A 16,231-nucleotide genomic window follows, 5' to 3' on the forward strand; every position below is an offset into this window, starting at 1 on the left:
CGCGCATCAGGCCGGGCTGCGCAGCGCATCGAACGCGCTGCCGAACTCGCGCCGCCAGCGCGCCCGCGTGCCGGCGTCGATCCAGGCGCCGTCCAGGCCGTTCAGCATGAAGCTGCGCAGCGCATCGACGCCGTGGCCGAAGTCCTGCGCCATCGCCAGCCAGGCGCGGCTGGGCGTGGCACGGTGCAAGGCCGGGCCGCCGGTGTTCGGGTGCACGCGCAGGCCCAGCGCGGGCATGCGGCGCAAGGGGTGGTCGGGGGCCGCGGCGGCGGGGGCCTCGGCGTGCGTGGGCACGACGGCGAAGACCACGCCGCGCTCGGCGCAGGCGGCGGCCAGCTCGGGCGCCTCGACGACGGCGTAGCCGTGGTCCACGCGGTCGGCCTGCAGCAGGTCCAGCGCGCTCTGCACCTGCGTCCACGACCGGCCGAACGCCCCGGCGTGCACGCTGGTGCGCAGCCCCTGCCGGCGCGCCAGCGCGCAGGCCTCGGCAAACAGCTCGGGCGGACGGTCGTGCGCGCCGTCGTCGATGGCCACGCCCACCACCTCGTCGCAGCGCCAGGTGCCGGCCCAGCGCACCACTTCCAGCGCCTCGGCGGGCGCGGCGTCGCGCGCGATGGCGGGCACGAGGCGGCCGACGATGCCCAGGTGCTCGGCGTCGCGGATCGCGCGCACGATCGCGCTCAGCGCCGTGGGATAGGGAATGCCGGCGCCGCGCGCGGTGGCCAGCGGGTGCCAGCAGAACTCGGCGTAGCGCACTTCGTGGGCGCGTGCGTCCTGCAGGTATTCCAGCGTCAGCCGGTACAGGTCGTCGGGCTGGCGCAGCAGCGGCACGTGCGCTGCCTGCAGCGCCTGCAAGGCCTGCAGCACCGCCGGCGGGCGCGGCACCGCGCCGTCGAAGAACGCGGCGATGTCGGCGTCGGCGATCGGCGCCTGCGCGCGCTGCACGAGTTCGGTGAAGGTGGCCCGGCGCACGGCGCCGAACAGGTGGCAGTGCAGTTCGACCTTGGGGATCGCCTGCACGAACTTCTCGATGTCCCCCATGCGCCGGCATTCTAGGCGGCACCTCCTGGCGCACTTCCCGGCGCAGGCGGTGGCAGCCAGACCGGCGCAGGCGCGGGGACATCGCGCCCGCCGCGAGAATGCCGTCCCATGACCACCGCCGCCAAGCCCAACCCGCTGCTCGAGATCGCCGTCACCATCGTGCTGCCCGGCATCGTGCTGATGCAGGCCAGCAGCGCCGACCGCCTCGGGCCCGCCGGGGCCCTGGTCGCCGCGCTGTCGCTGCCGCTGGGCTGGGGCCTGTGGGACGCCGTGCGCCGGCGCCGCCTGAACTGGCTGGCGCTGCTGGGCGTGGTGGGCACGCTGATGACCGGCGGCATCGGCCTGATGCAGCTCGACGCGCACTGGCTGGCGATCAAGGAAGCCACCGTGCCGGCGCTGATGGGCCTGGTGGTCCTGGGTTCGGCCTGGATGCGCCGTCCGCTGATCCACGCGCTGGTGTTCGACGCCGCGCTGCTGGACACCGACCGCATCAACGCCCTGCTCGCCGAGCGCCGCACCGCAGTCGCGTTCGAGGCCCGGCTGCGCCAGGGCACGCTGGTGCTGGGCGCGGTGTTCCTGGCCAGCGCAGCGGCCAACTACGCACTGGCGCGCTGGATCGTGCGCAGCCCCGCCGGCACCGAGGCGTTCAACCAGGAACTGGGCCGGCTCACGCTGCTCGGCTGGCCGCTGATCAGCCTGCCGATGATGCTGGCGCTGATGGCTCTGCTGGTCTGGCTGGCCGATGGCGCGCGCCGATTGACGGGCTTGCCCTATGGCGAGCTGTTCCGGTCGCCCCACTAGAATTAGGGGGTCATGCGCACCCCTTCCGACCGTCTCGATCGACGCACCGTGCTGCAGGGCCTGGGGGCGGTGGGGCTCGGGTGGGCCGGCGCCGCACAGGCGCTGGACCAGCCGCGGGGCCCGGTGGTGCTGACGCTGAGCGGCCAGCTGCGCAAGCCCAACGACGGCCGCAACGCCCACTTCGACATGGCGATGCTCGAACGGCTGCCGCAGACCAGCTTCAGCACCCGCACACCCTGGTACGCGCAGGCGCGCAAGTTCACCGGCCCGCTGCTGCGCGAGGTGCTCGCGGCGGCCGGCGCGCACGGCAGCCTGCTGCGCGCGGTGGCGCTGAACGATTACTGGGTGGAACTGCCGATCGACGATGCGGCCCGGCACGACGTGGTCGTGGCGCGGCTGCTCGACGACAAGCCGATGGCCGTGCGCGACAAGGGCCCGCTGTTCATGGTCTACCCGTTCGATGCGCAGCCCGAGCTGCGCAACCCGGTGTACTACAGCCGCTCGGCATGGCAACTGCGAACGATCGAAGTGCGCTAGACCCGACGCGCCCCGCGGTGCGGCACTGGCGCGCCACCTGGCTGGGCGTGATCGGCGTCGGCCTGGGCATGGCGTTGCTGGCCGTGGCCCTGGTGCAGGGCCGGCAGGCGACGCTGCTGAACCAGACCATGCAGGAGGGCGACGACTACGTCGTGCTCACCGTCTACCAGGCCGAGACCGAGTACCTGCGCCTGCTCGACCAATGGCACCAGGCACTGAACCCGGCCGCGCCGCTCGACACGGCCGCGCTGCAGCTGCGCTACGACATCTGGGTCAGCCGCGTCGCGCTGCTGGGCAACCCGCGCATGCGCCGGGCGATGTTCGGCCAGGCCGACTTCGCAGGCACGCAGGCGCAGCTGGAGGCCTTCGTCGCCAGCGCCGACACGGTGCTGGGTGCGCAGCCGCGCGCGCCGCTGTCGCGCGCGGCCCTGCAGGCGCTGCTGCCGGGGCTGGAGGCCCTGGCACAGCCGGTGCGCGGCATGTCGCTGCGGGCGTCGCACCACGTTGGCGAGCAGCTCACGCAGCGCAACGCCGCCGTGCGCCAGCACAACCAGATCGGCATCGGTCTGACGGTGTTCCTGACTGCGCTGACGCTGGCCTTCGCGCTGCTGTCGCTGCGGCAGCTGCGCCAGCTGGAGCAGCGCCGATCGGCGCTGGAGGAACTGGCCGGCAGCCTGCGGCAGGCGCGGCGCGAGGCCGAGTCGGCCAGCGACGCCAAGAGCGTGTTCCTGGCCAACATGAGCCACGAGATCCGCACGCCCTTCCACGGCCTGATGGGCATGCTCTCGCTGCTGCGCGAAACCGGGCTCAGCGCCAAGCAGATCGACTACCTGCGCACCGCCACCGAGTCGGCCGACCACCTGCTGGCGCTCCTGAACGACATCCTCGACATGTCGCAGCTGGAGTCCGGCCGCATGACGCTGGCGCCGGCGCCGGTGGACCTGCGCGCGCTGCTGCGCGACGTCGAGGCGCTGATGCGGCCGCAGGCCAACGCCAAGCACCTGGCGCTGCACATCGACGCCGACCCCTCGGTGCCCGAGCGCGTGCTGGCCGACGCCACGCGCGTGAAGCAGGTGGTGTTCAACCTGCTGTCCAACGCCATCAAGTTCAGCGACCACGGCGCGGTGGTGCTGGACCTGCGCTGCCTGCCCGGCGACGGCCGGCCGGAGCTGGAATTCGTCGTCACCGACACCGGCATCGGCATGGACGAGCCCACGCTGGCCGGCCTGTTCAGCCGCTTCGTGCAGGGCGACGGCTCGCGCTCGCGCCGCCACGGCGGCACCGGCCTGGGGCTGGAGATCTCGCGCAACCTGGCGCGGCTGATGGGCGGCGACATCACCGTGCGCAGCAAGGCCGGCGCCGGCAGCGCCTTCACCTTCCGCATGCCGCTGCAGGCGGTGGCCGACGACGCCCTGCCGCGCAGCACCGGCAGCACCGCGGTGCCGCCACCGGCGCGCCCGTTGCACGTGCTGGTGGCCGAGGACCACCCGGTGAACCGCCAGTACATGGCGGCCCTGCTGGAGAACCTGGGCCACCAGGCGCACTTCACGGCCAACGGCCACGAGGCCGTGGAGGCCATCCGCCACCGCCGCGGCGCGCCGCGCTTCGACATCGTGCTGATGGACCTGCACATGCCGGTGCTCGACGGCGTCGGCGCCACGCGCGCCATCCGCGCCCTGCCCGACCCCGCGGCCGCCACCGTGCCCATCGTCGCCCTGACCGCCGATGCCTTCGCCGAAACCCGCGACCGCTGCCTGGTCGCGGGCATGAACGACTTCCTCACCAAGCCGGTGAGCCCGCAGAAGCTGTCGGCCACGCTGCGACGCCTGTTCGGCGCGGTCGGCGGCCCCGACGGCGCCGAACCCGAGCTGCCGGCGCCGCCGCTGGCGCCGCCTGGGCTGCCGGCGCTGGTGGACCCCGCCTCGCTGGCGATGGCGCTGCAGGTGATGCCGCGCGAGCGCCTGGCGGCGATGGTGCACACCTTCCTGGACCAGGGCCCGCAGACCGTGCAGCGGCTGCGCGCTGCGGTGCGCGACGCCGAGGCGCTGGAGGTGCGCGTGAACGCGCATGCCGCGCGTGGCGCGGCCCTGAACCTGGGCCTGGCCGCGCTGGCGGCCACGGCCGAGGCGCTGCACGAAGGCGCGGCCCACCTGCCGGCCCACGAGATCGCGCGCCTGGTGCAGCGCTTCGACGACCTGCTGGCGCGCACGCGCGAAGCCGCCATCGCGGCCGGGCTGCCGCAGCCACAGCAGGCCGCGTCGACCGCTACACGATGACCGGCTCGGGCTCGAGCCGGATGCCGAAGCGGCCGTAGACGCTTTCCTGGATCGCCCGCGCCAGCGTCACGACCTCGGCACCGGTGGCGCCGCCGCGGTTCACCAGCACCAGCGCCTGCTTCTCGTACACGCCTGCGCGCCCCACGGTCTTGCCCTTCCAGCCGCAGGCGTCGATGAGCCAGCCGGCGGCCAGCTTCACGCTGCCGTCGGGCAGCGGGTAGTGCACGATCTCGGGGTCGCGGCCGATGATGTCGCGGCACTGCTCGGCGCTGACCACCGGGTTCTTGAAGAAGCTGCCGGCGTTGCCCACCACGGCCGGGTCGGGCAGCTTGGCGCGGCGGATCGCGCAGACCCAGTCGAACACGGTGCGCGCGTCGGGCCGCGGGTTGCCCGTCTCGGCCATCTTGCGTTCCAGGTCCAGGTAGCCCAGCACCGGCTGCCAGGGCCGCGGCAGGCGAAAGCGCACGCGCGTGATGACGCTCTTGCCGGCCAGGCCGCCGAAGCCGTCGTGCTTGAACACGCTGTCGCGGTAGCCGAAGCGGCAGGCCGCCGCGTCCAGCGTGACGCCGCGGCCGGTGACCAGGTCCACCGCGTCGAGGCTGTGGAAGCGGTCCTTCAGTTCCACGCCGTAGGCCCCGATGTTCTGCACCGGCGCCGCCCCCACCGAGCCCGGGATCAGCGCCAGGTTCTCCAGCCCGGGCCAGCCCTGGTCCAGCGTCCAGGCCACGAAGTCGGGCCACGGCTCGCCGGCACCGGCCTCGACGATCCAGGCGTCGTCCAGGGTCTCGACCAGCCGGCGGCCCGGTACCTCGACCTTCAGCACCACGGCGGCCACGTCGCGCGTGAGCACCACGTTGCTGCCGCCGCCCAGCACGAACTTCGGCGCCACGCCGTGCTGCGGGTGGTCGACGACACGGCGCACGTCGAGGTCGCTGGTGATGCGCACGAGGGTTTGCGCCAGGGCCGGCAGCGCGAAGGTGTTGAAGTCGCGCAAGGAGGCGCGATGTTCGACGCGCAAGGGCGCGGAAGGAGCTGCAGGCATGGCAGAATTTTCCCATGCCCAGCTTCGACACCGTCCTCGAGCCCGATCTGGTGGAACTGCGCAACGCGGTCGACCAGGCGAACAAGGAAATCGGCACGCGCTTCGACTTCAAGGGGTCCAGCGCCAAGGTCGAACTGCTCGACAAGAGCGCCACCGAACGCGAGCTCACGCTCTTCGGCGACAGCGACTTCCAGCTCGACCAGGTGCGCGACGTGGTGCTGGCCCGCATGGCCAAGCGCAGCCTCGACGTGCGTTTCCTCGACCTGAGCGCCAAGCCCGTGAAGCTCGGCGGCGACAAGCTCAAGCTGCCGGTGAAGGTGAAGACCGGCATCGACAGCGAGAACGCGAAGAAGATCCAGGGCGCGATCAAGGCCAGCAAGCTCAAGGTGCAGGCGTCGATCCAGGGCGACGTGGTGCGGGTCAGCGGCGCCAAGCGCGACGACCTGCAGGCGGCGATGGCGGTGCTGCGCAAGGAAATGACCGAGCTGCCGCTGACCTACAAGAACTTCCGCGACTAGATGCACGCCGCCCGACGCGCCTGCATCGCGCTGCTGCTGGCCGCCGCGCTGCCGGCGTCGGCGCAGAGCGTGTCGCTCGGCGGGCTGATGGGCAACAAGGCCCTGCTGGTGATCGACGGCACGACCCAGGTGGTGGCGGTCGGCGCCAGCGCACGCGGCGTGAAGCTGCTGCGGCTGCAGGACGGCGAGGCCCTGGTCGAGGCCGGCGGCCAGCAGCGGCTGCTGCGCGTGGGCGGTGCGCCGGCGCGGCTGGCCGGCGGGCCGGGCGGCGGCGGCGGGCGCGAGATCGTCATCCCGGCCAGCAGCGGCGGCCACTTCGTGACGCTGGGCAGCATCAACGGCCGCAGCGTGCAGTTCATGGTCGACACCGGCGCGACGCTGGTGGCGCTGAGCCAGATCGACGCCGAGCGCATCGGCCTGGACACCAGCGGCGGTCAGGTGGTGCAGACGCAGACCGCCAACGGCGTCGTGCAGGCCCGCCTGGTGACGCTGGCGACGCTGCGCGTGGGTGCGGTGGAGGTGAACAACGTGCCCGGCATCGTGGTGCCCACGGCCATGCCGATGGTGCTGCTCGGCAACAGCTTCCTGAACCGCTTCCAGATGCAGCGCAACAACGACACGATGCGCCTCGAACTGCGCTGACGGTGCGCCCCGGCAGACGCCGTCAGCGCGTGGCCGGTCGCCGCACCAGCGCAAACGCCACCGCGGCGCCCGCTGCCAGCAGCGCCAGCACGCCCATCACCTCGCGGTAGCCGGCCAGCCCCAGCAGCAGCCAGGCGGTCAGCAGCGGCGCCGCCGCGCGCGCCAGCAGGCCCACCGCCGACATCGCGCCGCCGATGCGCCCGACGTGCGCGCGGCCGAAGACCTCGGGCACCAGCGCGCCGCGCACGATCGTCACCAGCCCGTTCGCCAGCCCGAACAGCAGCGCGAAGCCGATCAGCGCCGGCACCGTGCTGCCCACCGCGAACAGGACCAGCGCCAGCGGCATCGCCGACAGCACCACCACGCCCAGCAGCCGCAGCGACACCCCGCGGCCCGCGAGCGCATGCGCCGCCCGACCGGCCACCTGCGCCGGCCCGAACCACACCAGCACCGCCAGCGCCTGCGACTCGCTGAAGCCCTTGGCCGCGAACGCCGGCATCACGTGGGCCCAGAACGCTGCCGAGACGAAGGTGTAGAGCGTGAAGCACAGCGTCAGCAGCCAGAACGCCGGCGTGCGCAAGGCCTGGTGCAGCGTGGCGTCGGCCTGTGCGTCGGGGGCCGCCGGGTGCGCCACCAGCGCCGGCCCGCGCAGCGCCCAGGCGTGCAGCGGTGCCACGCCCAGCGCCAGCACGGCGCCGATGGCCAGCAGCGCGCCGCGCCAGCCAAAGGCCGCCATCAGCGCCGTCACCGCCGGGTAGCACAGCGTGCTGGCGAAGCCGCCCACCAGCGTCAGCCGCGTGATGGCGTCGCGGTAGCGCGTGGGGTAGCGCTTGGTGACCACGTTGAAGGCGGGCTCGTACAGCGTCATGGCCATCGCCGCCCCGAGCAGCGCCCAGCACGCGTACAGCATCCACGGCGCGCTGACCTGCGACCAGGCCGCGAACCCCAGGCCCGCCAGCAGTGCGCCGCCAGCCAGCACCGCGCGGCCGTGGCCGCGGTCGATGGCCGCGCCGACGGCGTAGGTGGTGGCGCCATGCACCGCCAGGCCCAGCGTGAAGGCGCCCATCAGCGTCGGCTTGTCCCAGCCCAGCGCGCGCTGCATCGGCAGCACGAAGGCCGAGAAGGCGTAGAACAACGCGGCCCAGCACAGCAGTTGCCCCGCTGCCAGCACGCCCACGGTGCTGCCGAAGCCGGCTTCAGGGTCGGGTGCGCGCATCATCGGGATTGTCGGGGCTGCCGCCTTGTCGCCGCAGCGACAGGCAGCCTCCGAACGACCGTGCTAAAAATCGTGGTTCGCCGCAGGGCGCCGGAGACAACACCATGGACCTGAACTTCACCGCGGAAGAGCTGGCCTTTCGCAGCCACATCCGCCAATGGGTGGCCGAGCACCTGCCGGCCGACATCAGCCACAAGGTGCACAACGCGCTGCGGCTGAGCCGTGACGACATGCAGCGCTGGGCCAGGATCCTGGGCAAGCAGGGCTGGCTGGGCTGGGGCTGGCCCAAGGAATTCGGCGGCCCGGGCTGGAACGCGATCCAGAAGCACCTGTTCGAGGAGGAGTGCGCGCTCGCCGGTGCGCCGCGCGTGGTGCCCTTCGGCCCGGTGATGGTGGCGCCGGTGATCATGGCCTTCGGCACGCCCGAGCAGCACAAGCGCTTCCTGCCCGGCATCGCCAGCGGCGAGGTCTGGTGGAGCCAGGGCTACAGCGAACCCGGCTCGGGCAGCGACCTGGCCTCGCTGAAGACCCGCGCGGAACGACGCGGCGACAAGTACATCGTCAACGGCCAGAAGACCTGGACCACGCTCGGCCAGTACGGCGAGTGGATCTTCTGCCTGGTGCGCACCAGCACCGAAGGCAAGCCGCAGACCGGCATCAGCTTCCTGCTGATCGACATGAAGAGCCCCGGCATCACGGTGCGGCCCATCGTGCTGCTCGACGGTGAACCCGAGGTCAACGAGGTCTTCTTCGACAACGTCGAGGTGCCGGCCGAAAACCTGATCGGCGAGGAGAACAAGGGCTGGACCTACGCCAAGCACCTGCTCGCGCACGAGCGCACCAACATCGCCGACGTCAACCGCGCCAAGCGCGAGCTCGAGCGCCTGAAGCGCATCGCCAAGGCCGAGGGCCTGTGGGACGACGGCCGCTTCCGCGACCAGATCGCGCTGCTCGAGGTGGACGTGGTGGCGCTCGAGATGATGGTGCTGCGCGTGCTGTCGGCCGAGAAGAGCGGCAAGCAGAGCCTGGACATCGCCGGCCTGCTGAAGATCCGCGGCAGCGAGATCCAGCAGCGCTACTCCGAGCTGATGATGCTCGCCGGCGGGCCCTACAGCGTGCCCTTCGTCAGCGAGGCCATGGAAGCCGGCTGGCAAGGCGACCACGTCGGCGCGGCGCACTGCGCGCCGCTGGCCGCCACCTACTTCAACATGCGCAAGACCACCATCTACGGCGGCAGCAACGAAGTGCAACGCAACATCGTCGCGCAGACGGTTCTGGGGAGCTGACATGGACTTCGACTTCTCCGACGACCAGGTCTCGCTGCGCGACGCGGTGCAGCGCTGGGTCGACAAGGGCTTCGGCTTCGAGCGCCGCCACGCCATCGCCAAGGCCGGCGGCGCCACGCGCGCCGTGTACGGCGAGCTGGCCGAACTCGGCCTGACCGGCCTGGTGATCCCCGAAGACCACGGCGGCATGGGTTTCGGCCCGGTCGAGGTGATGGTGGTGGCCGAGGAACTCGGCCGCGGCCTCGTCAACGCCCCCTGGGCGCACGGCGCGCTGGTGGCGCCGGCGCTGCTGTCGGCGGCACCGGCCGCGCTGCAGGCCGCGTGGCTGCCGAAGATGGCCTCGGCCGAGGCGCTGGTGGTGCTGGCGCACCAGGAGCGCGCGGCCCGCTACCGCCTGCAGCACGTGACCACGCGCGCCGTGGCCAGCGGCAGCGCCTGGGTGCTGCACGGTGCCAAGAGCGTGGTGCCGGCCGGCGACGAGGCCGACGCCTTCGTGGTGCCGGCGCGCATCGCCGGGGCCGAGGGCGACACGGCCGGCATCGGACTCTTCCTGGTCGAGGCCGCGGCCGTGCAACTGCGCGGCTACCCCACGCAGGACGGCGCGCGCGCCGCCGAGCTGGAGCTGTCGGCCACGCCCGCCACGCTGATCACGGCCGAGGGCCACGCGCTGCTCGAGCAGGCGGTGGACGCCGGCATCGCCGCGCAGTGTGCCGAGGCCGTGGGCGTGATGGACAAGCTGGTCGCCATCACGGTGGACTACATGAACACGCGCAAGCAGTTCGGCGCCACGCTGGCCAGCTTCCAGGCGCTGCGCCACCGCATCGCCGACGTGAAGATGCAGCTGGAGCTGGGCCGCTCGATGAGCTACTACGCCAGCCTGAAGCTGGGCGAGGCCGCGCCGCAGCGCCGCCGCGCCATCAGCCAGGCGCGTGTGCAGCTGGGCCACAGCATGCGCTTCGTGGGCCAGCAGTGCATCCAGCTGCACGGCGGCATCGGCGTCACCGACGAGTACATCGCCAGCCACTACTTCAAGCGCCTCACCACGCTGGAGATGGGCTTCGGCGACACGCTGCACCACCTGGGCGAGGTCAGCGCGCGCATGCAGGACACGGCCGGCGTGTTCGCTTGATGTTTCCGGGCAGTCTGTGTGACGTGGCCGGCCTCGCGGTCGGCCACCACACCGAACAGGCCCGCGCCACTGGCTGCACCGTCGTGCTGTGCCCGCAGGGCGCGGTGTGCGGCGTCGACGTGCGCGGCGCCGCGCCCGGCACGCGCGAGACCGACCTGCTGCGGCCCGACAACCTGGTCGAGCAGGTGCACGCGGTGCTGCTGTCGGGCGGCAGTGCCTTCGGGCTCGACGCGGCCGGCGGCGTGATGCGCTGGCTCGACGAACACGGGCACGGATTCCCCGTTGGCCCCGCGCGCGTGCCCATCGTTCCGGCGGCCGTGCTGTTCGACCTGTGGATCGGTGACGCCCGCATCCGCCCCGGGGCCGACAGCGGCTTTGCCGCCTGCACCGCCGCCCGCAGCGCGCCGCCTGCGCAAGGCAGCGTCGGCGCCGGGGCGGGCGCCGCGGTGGGCAAGCTGTTCGGCATCGAACGCGCGATGAAGGGCGGCATCGGCACGGCGTCGGTCCGCGTCGGTGCCGTCACGGTGGCGGCGCTGATCGCGGTCAACGCCATCGGCGACGTCGTCGACACGAGGACCGGCGCCGTGATCGCCGGCGCCCGCACCGCCGACGGCCGCCAGCGGCTGGACAGCATGGCGGCGCTGCTGCGCGGCGAGCTGCCCGCCCGTGCGCTGGCCGGCATGGCCACGACCATCGGCGTCGTCGCCACCGACGCCGCGCTGACCAAGGCGCAGGCCAGCAAGCTGGCGACGATGGCGCACGACGGGCTGGCGCACAGCATCCGCCCGGTGCACACGATGACCGACGGCGACACGCTGTTCGCGCTGGCCACCGGCGCCAGCGGCAAACCCGGCGACATGACCGTGCTGGGCGCGATGGCCGCAGAAGCCACGGCCCGCGCCGTGCTGAACGCGGTGCATGCCGCCAGCGGCCTGCCCGGGCTGCCGTCTGCACGAGAACTCTGACCCTTTCCCGGAGGAGACCCGATGACACCGATCCTGTCCCGCCGCCACTGGCTGGCGCTGGCCGCCGCGGCCCTGGCCGGCGCCTGCGCCAACGCCCCCGCCCCGCAAGACGCGCAGCGGCCGCCCATCGTCTTCGTGCACGGCAACGGCGACAGCGCAGCGCTGTGGACACCCACGCTGTGGCGCTACGAAAGCCAGGGCTGGCCGCGCGAACGCCTGCACGCGGTCGACTTCCCCAACCCGCTGGCGCGCGACGACGACGGCGTCGCGCAGCCCGGCCGCAGCTCGGCCGCCGAGAGCGCGCAGGTGCTGGCCGCCGAGGTCGACGCGGTGCTCGCGCGCACCGGCGCACGGCAGGTGGTGCTGGTGGGCAACTCGCGCGGCGGCCTGGCCATCCGCAACTACATCAGGAACTTCGGCGGCGCGGCGAAGGTCTCGCACGCGGTGCTGGGCGGCACGCCCAACCACGGCGTGTGGTCGAACCCGGGCTTCCGCCCGAACAACGAATTCAACGGTGCCGGCCCCTTCCTGACCGCGCTGAACGCACCGCAGGGCCCGAACGGCGACGAGGTCACGCCGGGCCCGGCCTGGATGACGCTGCGCTCGGACGGCAACGACAAGTTCGCGCAGCCCGACGGCGTGTGGATCGGCGCCCGCGGCACGCCCACCAACGTCACCGCCGAGGGCCCGGCGCTGAAGGGCGCGAAGAACGTGGTGCTGCCCGGCCGCGACCACCGCGAGGTCAGCTACCACCCCGAGGCCTTCGCGCAGACGGTCGCCTTCATCACCGGCCGCGCGCCGCAGGGCACGGCGATCACGCCCGAGGCCGCACCGGTGCTCGACGGCAAGATCGCGGTCAACAACCTGCCCGTGGCCGGCGCCAGCATCGAGGTGTTCGTGGTCGACCCGGCCACCGGCGCGCGCCGGGGGCCGGCCGTGCACCGCAAGACGGTGGGCGCCGACGGCCGCTGGGGCCCGTTCACCACCCGGCCCACGGCGCACCACGAGTTCGTGGTCAGCGCACCCGGCGCGGCCACGGCGCACGTGTACCGCAGCCCGTTCCCGCGCAGCAGCAGCACGGTGCACTTCCGCCCCGAGCGCCTGGCCGACGCCGACAAGGACGCGGCATCGGTCGTGACGCTGACGCGCCCGCGCGGCTACTTCGGCCTGCCGCGCGACCGCATCGTGTTCGACGGCAACCCGCCGCCGGGCATCCCGCCCGGCGTGGCGGGCCTGGCGGCCAGCAAGCTGAAGCTGCGCGACAGCGGACGCAGCGTCGTCGCCGAGTTCAGCACCGCCGGTATCAGCGAACGCCTGGCCGGCATCGCGTGGCCGGCAGCCGAGAACCGCGTCGTGGTGCTTGAACTGCAGGACTGAAAACCGGGCTGCGGCGCGCCGCATGGGCGGCGGCCGCAGCACCCTTGAGGTCCGCTACTTCGGCCGGATCGCGTCGGCCGTGCCCTGGATGAAGGCCTTGATCTTCTCGACTTCGGTGGCGTGAAGCTTGCCGGTGAAGTCGGGCATGCCGTTCTTGGCCAGCGTGCCGAAGACGTACTTGTCGAGGTTGGCGATCGTCGCCTGCGCTGAATAACCCAGGTTCGGGATGTTGCCGCCGCGGTCCACGCCCGGCACGCCGTGGCAGAAGACGCAGTTGCTGACGTACAGCGCCGTGCCGTCGGGCACGTGCTGCGCGTCGTAGGGCACGCCCTGCACCAGCGCGTTGAGCCGGTACTCCACGAAGGCCGGCGGCGCCGCCTTGGCGCCCAAGGCGAAGGTGTAGACCGTGCCCGGCCCCTTGCGCTCGGTGGCGCGCTGCGCGAGGCCGTAGACGCCGCCCCAGCCCACGGCCACGGACACGTACTGCTTGCCGTCGACCTCGTAGCTCACCGGAGCGGCGACCACGCCCGTGCCGACGGCCGTCTCCCAGAGCTTGGCGCCGGTCTTCGCGTCGTAGGCCACGAAGCGGCCGTCGGCCGTGCCCTGGAACACCAGGTTGCCCGCGGTGCTCAGCGTGCCGCCGTTCCACGGCGACACGTGCTCGTGGCGCCACACCTCCTTCTGCGCCACCGGGTCCCAGGCGATCAGGCGGCCGAAGGGCGCGCTCTTGGGCGGCTCGACGTTGGCGAAGTTGCCGGTGTTCCAGCCCACGTTGCTGTGCGGCTCCCCCGGCCGCACGCCGTTGAACTTCCAGTCCTTGTTGTCCATCAGCGTCAGCGGCACGCCCTGCACCGGCATGTAGACCAGCCCGGTCTGCGGGTTGAACGACATCGGGTGCCAGTTGCGCGCGCCGAAGGCGCTGGGGATGATCTCGCGCGGCCGGTCGGCGGTGCGCGCGATCGCGGTCTCGATCGGCCGCCCGTTCTTGTCGTAGCCGCTGGCCCAGTTGACGTCGACGAAGTTCTGCGCCGAGATGAACTTGCCGTTGCGGCGGTCGATGACGAAGAAGAAGCCGTTCTTCGGCGCGTGCAGGATCACCTTGCGCGGCTGCCCGCCGATCTGCAGGTCGGCCAGGATCATCGGCTGCGTGCTGGTGTAGTCCCAGTTGTCGCCCGGCGTCTGCTGGTAGTGCCACACGTACTTGCCGGTGTCGGGGTTCAACGCCACGATGCTGGCCAGGTACAGGTTGTCGCCGCCCGCGGGGCTGCGCTTCTTCTGCGCCCACGGGCTGCCGTTGCCGGTGCCCACGTACATCAGGTTCAGGTCGGGGTCGAAGGTCAGCGTGTCCCACGCCGTGCCGCCGCCGCCGGCTTCCCACCACTTGCCGGCCGGGTCCCAGGTCTTGGCGGCCTTGGCCATCGAGGCGTCCTCGAACGGCTTGCTCGGGTCGCCCGGCACCGTGAACCAGCGCCACTTCTGCGCGCCGGTGTTGGCGTCGTAGGCGGTGATGTAGCCGCGCACGCCGTACTCGGCGCCGCCGTTGCCGATGATGACCTTGCCCTTGAACACCCGCGGCGCGCCGGTGATGGTGTACGAGAACTTGCGGTCGATGATGGTGTCGGTCTCCCACAGCTTGGCGCCGGTGGCCGCGTTCAGCGCGATCAGGCGGCCGTCGTAGCTGGCGACGAACACCTTGCCCTGCCACAGCGCCACGCCGCGGTTCACCACGTCGCAGCAGCCCTTGTAGCCGCCGCCGCGGTCGACCTGCGGGTCGAAGCTCCACAGCCGCTTGCCGGTGCGCACGTCGACCGCGTGCACGATGCTCCACGAGGCGGTGACGTACATGACGCCGTCCACCACCAGCGGCGTGGCCTCGACGCCGCGGGTGGATTCGAGGTCGTAGCTCCAGGCCAGGCCGAGCTGGCCGACGTTGCCGCTGTCGATCTGGCGCAGGCGCGAGAAGCGGGTCTCGGCATAGTCCAGCCCGTGGCTGGGCCAGTCGCGCGAGGTCGCGGCGTTGGCGCGGATGGCCTTGCCGTCGATGCGGGAGGTGACGGCCTGGATGTGTTCGGGCGAGCCCTTGGGCTGCGCCAGCGCGGCCGGCGCCGCGGCGCAGAGCGCCAGGCACCAGGCCACGGCCCAGCCAGGCGTGAGCAGAGGTAACTTCATGCTGTCTCCTTGCTTCCTTGGAGGAGCCCGCAGGCCCGCACCGACCGTGGAAGCTGCGTCCGGCGCGGCGCCAGCATCGCGCGCCGAGGTGGCCCGGCCCAACAAGGTACTTTCCCGGATCACTGCTTGTTCCAAGTCAGGACAGACTCGGGCGATGCCGCACCGCACCCAAGCCGCCGCGCTGCCGGCGCAGCCCTTCTTCGCCTCGCCCGGGCAGCGCGTGGCGCTGGCGCGCGAACGCTTCTTCGGCGGCGGCCAGCGGCCCACGGGCCTGGTCAGCGAGCCCGTGATCCAGTCGTGGGCGCGCTGCGTGGGCGCCCACCGCAGCCCGCACGAGGCGGTGGCCTTCGACCCCGTCACGCGCAGCCGGCTGCACGCCACGCTCAGCCGCAACCGGCTGCTGCTGGGCGCCGCAGGCGGCGAGATCGCGCGCCTGGAAGCCGCGCTGGGCGGCACAGGCTGCCGCGTGCTGCTGACCGACGCCGAAGGCGTGATCGTGCATGCCACCCCTGCCACGGCCCCCACGCTGGAACCGGTGCTGAAGAGCGCGGCGCGCGTGGGCGTGAACCTGGCCGAGGGCGCGGTGGGCACCAACGCGCCGGCCGTGGTGGTCAAGACCGGCCAGGCCGTCACCGTGACCGGCGCCGAGCACTACTTCGCGTGCATCCAGTCGCTGCACTGCGCCGCCGCGCCCATCCGCGACGGCCGCGGCGCGCTGGCCGGGGTGCTGGACCTCACCATCGAGTCGCGCGCGTTCGGCTTCGACGCCGCGGCGCTGGTCGGCGTGTACGCCACGGCGATCGAGAACCGCCTGCTGCAGGCCGGCGCCTGCGAACACCTGGTGCTGCAGTTCCAGGTCTGCCACACGATGCTGGGCACGCCGCTGCAGGCCCTGGTGGGCGTGGACGGCCACGGCCGCGTCGCCTGGCTCAACAGCACGGCGCAGCAGTTGCTGGGGCCGGGCAGCGGGCGCGAGAGCGCGGCCGAAGCGCTGTTCGGCACCGCGCTGGCCGAACTGCTGGCCCGCAGCGCGGCGGATGCCGCGCGCCCGCTGCGCCTGCCCAACGGGCTGACGGTGTGGCTGCGCGCGCAGCTGCAGGCCCGCGACGGCGTGCGCGGCGGCGTGGCCGTGCCGGGTGCGCCGCTGGCGCTGGCGCCGGCGGCTGCACCCTCCCCCTGACTGCCCCAGCTGCCGCAGCGGCCGCGCCGCCCACGCACGCTGCCACGCTGGG

At 72.8% G+C, this 16,231-nt stretch carries 14 protein-coding genes; 10 read left to right on the top strand and 4 right to left on the bottom strand.

What is annotated here, in order from left to right; translation table 11 throughout:
• Window positions 1-6: 6 nt before the first annotated feature.
• A complete protein-coding gene (locus tag ACPOLB_RS07940) occupies window positions 7-1,041 on the bottom strand; it encodes an adenosine deaminase family protein (protein ID WP_425260776.1) in 1,035 nt (344 codons plus the stop codon).
• Between the two features lie 108 nt (window positions 1,042-1,149).
• Between ACPOLB_RS07940 and ACPOLB_RS07945 the strand changes: the two genes are divergently transcribed.
• The 3 genes from ACPOLB_RS07945 to ACPOLB_RS07955 are packed head-to-tail and all read left to right on the top strand — an operon-like array spanning window position 1,150 to window position 4,655.
• Window positions 1,150-1,842, top strand: coding sequence for a VC0807 family protein (locus tag ACPOLB_RS07945; RefSeq protein WP_425260777.1), 693 nt, complete (start codon window positions 1,150-1,152; stop codon window positions 1,840-1,842).
• 12 nt (window positions 1,843-1,854) lie between these two features.
• The gene (locus tag ACPOLB_RS07950; protein WP_425260778.1) at window positions 1,855-2,379 is read left to right on the top strand and encodes a hypothetical protein; all 525 of its coding nucleotides are present in this window, start codon (window positions 1,855-1,857) and stop codon (window positions 2,377-2,379) included.
• Window positions 2,380-2,396: 17 nt separating this feature from the next.
• A complete protein-coding gene (locus ACPOLB_RS07955; protein ID WP_425260779.1) occupies window positions 2,397-4,655 on the top strand; it encodes an ATP-binding protein in 2,259 nt (752 codons plus the stop codon).
• On the opposite strand, the gene murB is transcribed toward ACPOLB_RS07955, so the two are convergent.
• Window positions 4,645-5,673 carry a UDP-N-acetylmuramate dehydrogenase gene (murB, locus tag ACPOLB_RS07960; RefSeq protein ID WP_425260780.1) on the bottom strand — a complete coding sequence of 343 codons (1,029 nt, stop codon included), beginning with the start codon at window positions 5,671-5,673 and terminating at the stop codon, window positions 4,645-4,647. The genes ACPOLB_RS07955 and murB overlap by 11 nt on opposite strands.
• A 38-nt stretch (window positions 5,674-5,711) precedes the next feature.
• Between murB and ACPOLB_RS07965 the strand changes: the two genes are divergently transcribed.
• Window positions 5,712-6,215 carry a YajQ family cyclic di-GMP-binding protein gene (locus ACPOLB_RS07965; RefSeq protein WP_425260781.1) on the top strand — a complete coding sequence of 168 codons (504 nt, stop codon included), beginning with the start codon at window positions 5,712-5,714 and terminating at the stop codon, window positions 6,213-6,215.
• Entirely contained in the window at window positions 6,216-6,857 is a 642-nt protein-coding gene (locus tag ACPOLB_RS07970) for a retropepsin-like aspartic protease family protein (RefSeq protein ID WP_425260782.1), read from the top strand.
• Between the two features lie 22 nt (window positions 6,858-6,879).
• Here the strand turns inward: ACPOLB_RS07970 and ACPOLB_RS07975 are convergent, their stop codons facing one another.
• Window positions 6,880-8,073 carry an MFS transporter gene (locus tag ACPOLB_RS07975; protein ID WP_425260783.1) on the bottom strand — a complete coding sequence of 398 codons (1,194 nt, stop codon included), beginning with the start codon at window positions 8,071-8,073 and terminating at the stop codon, window positions 6,880-6,882.
• Between the two features lie 104 nt (window positions 8,074-8,177).
• Between ACPOLB_RS07975 and ACPOLB_RS07980 the strand changes: the two genes are divergently transcribed.
• Genes ACPOLB_RS07980 through ACPOLB_RS07995 form a run of 4 tightly spaced genes read left to right on the top strand, consistent with a single transcriptional unit; the run spans window position 8,178 to window position 12,830 of the window.
• Complete coding sequence (locus tag ACPOLB_RS07980) at window positions 8,178-9,359, top strand: acyl-CoA dehydrogenase family protein (protein ID WP_425260784.1); 1,182 nt, start codon at window positions 8,178-8,180, stop codon at window positions 9,357-9,359.
• A 1-nt stretch (window position 9,360) separates the two neighbouring features.
• Window positions 9,361-10,488, top strand: a complete 1,128-nt coding sequence (locus ACPOLB_RS07985) for an acyl-CoA dehydrogenase family protein (protein ID WP_425260785.1) — start codon at window positions 9,361-9,363, stop codon at window positions 10,486-10,488.
• Complete coding sequence (locus tag ACPOLB_RS07990) at window positions 10,488-11,453, top strand: P1 family peptidase (protein WP_425260786.1); 966 nt, start codon at window positions 10,488-10,490, stop codon at window positions 11,451-11,453. The genes ACPOLB_RS07985 and ACPOLB_RS07990 overlap by 1 nt, the downstream gene beginning before the upstream one ends.
• Before the next feature lie 21 nt (window positions 11,454-11,474).
• Window positions 11,475-12,830, top strand: a complete 1,356-nt coding sequence (locus ACPOLB_RS07995; RefSeq protein ID WP_425260787.1) for an alpha/beta fold hydrolase — start codon at window positions 11,475-11,477, stop codon at window positions 12,828-12,830.
• Window positions 12,831-12,884: 54 nt separating this feature from the next.
• Here ACPOLB_RS07995 and ACPOLB_RS08000 read toward each other — a convergent pair whose 3' ends face one another.
• On the bottom strand, window positions 12,885-14,999 hold the full coding sequence (locus tag ACPOLB_RS08000; protein WP_425260789.1) for a PQQ-dependent dehydrogenase, methanol/ethanol family: 2,115 nt from the start codon (window positions 14,997-14,999) through the stop codon (window positions 12,885-12,887).
• 154 nt (window positions 15,000-15,153) lie between these two features.
• Here ACPOLB_RS08000 and ACPOLB_RS08005 point away from each other — a divergent pair, with 154 nt between their 5' ends.
• Window positions 15,154-16,179 carry a GAF domain-containing protein gene (locus tag ACPOLB_RS08005; protein ID WP_425260790.1) on the top strand — a complete coding sequence of 342 codons (1,026 nt, stop codon included), beginning with the start codon at window positions 15,154-15,156 and terminating at the stop codon, window positions 16,177-16,179.
• The last annotated feature ends 52 nt before the right edge of the window (window positions 16,180-16,231 follow it).

This window comes from Rubrivivax soli (assembly GCF_049810355.1).
In the GTDB taxonomy this organism is placed as follows: domain Bacteria; phylum Pseudomonadota; class Gammaproteobacteria; order Burkholderiales; family Burkholderiaceae_C; genus Rubrivivax.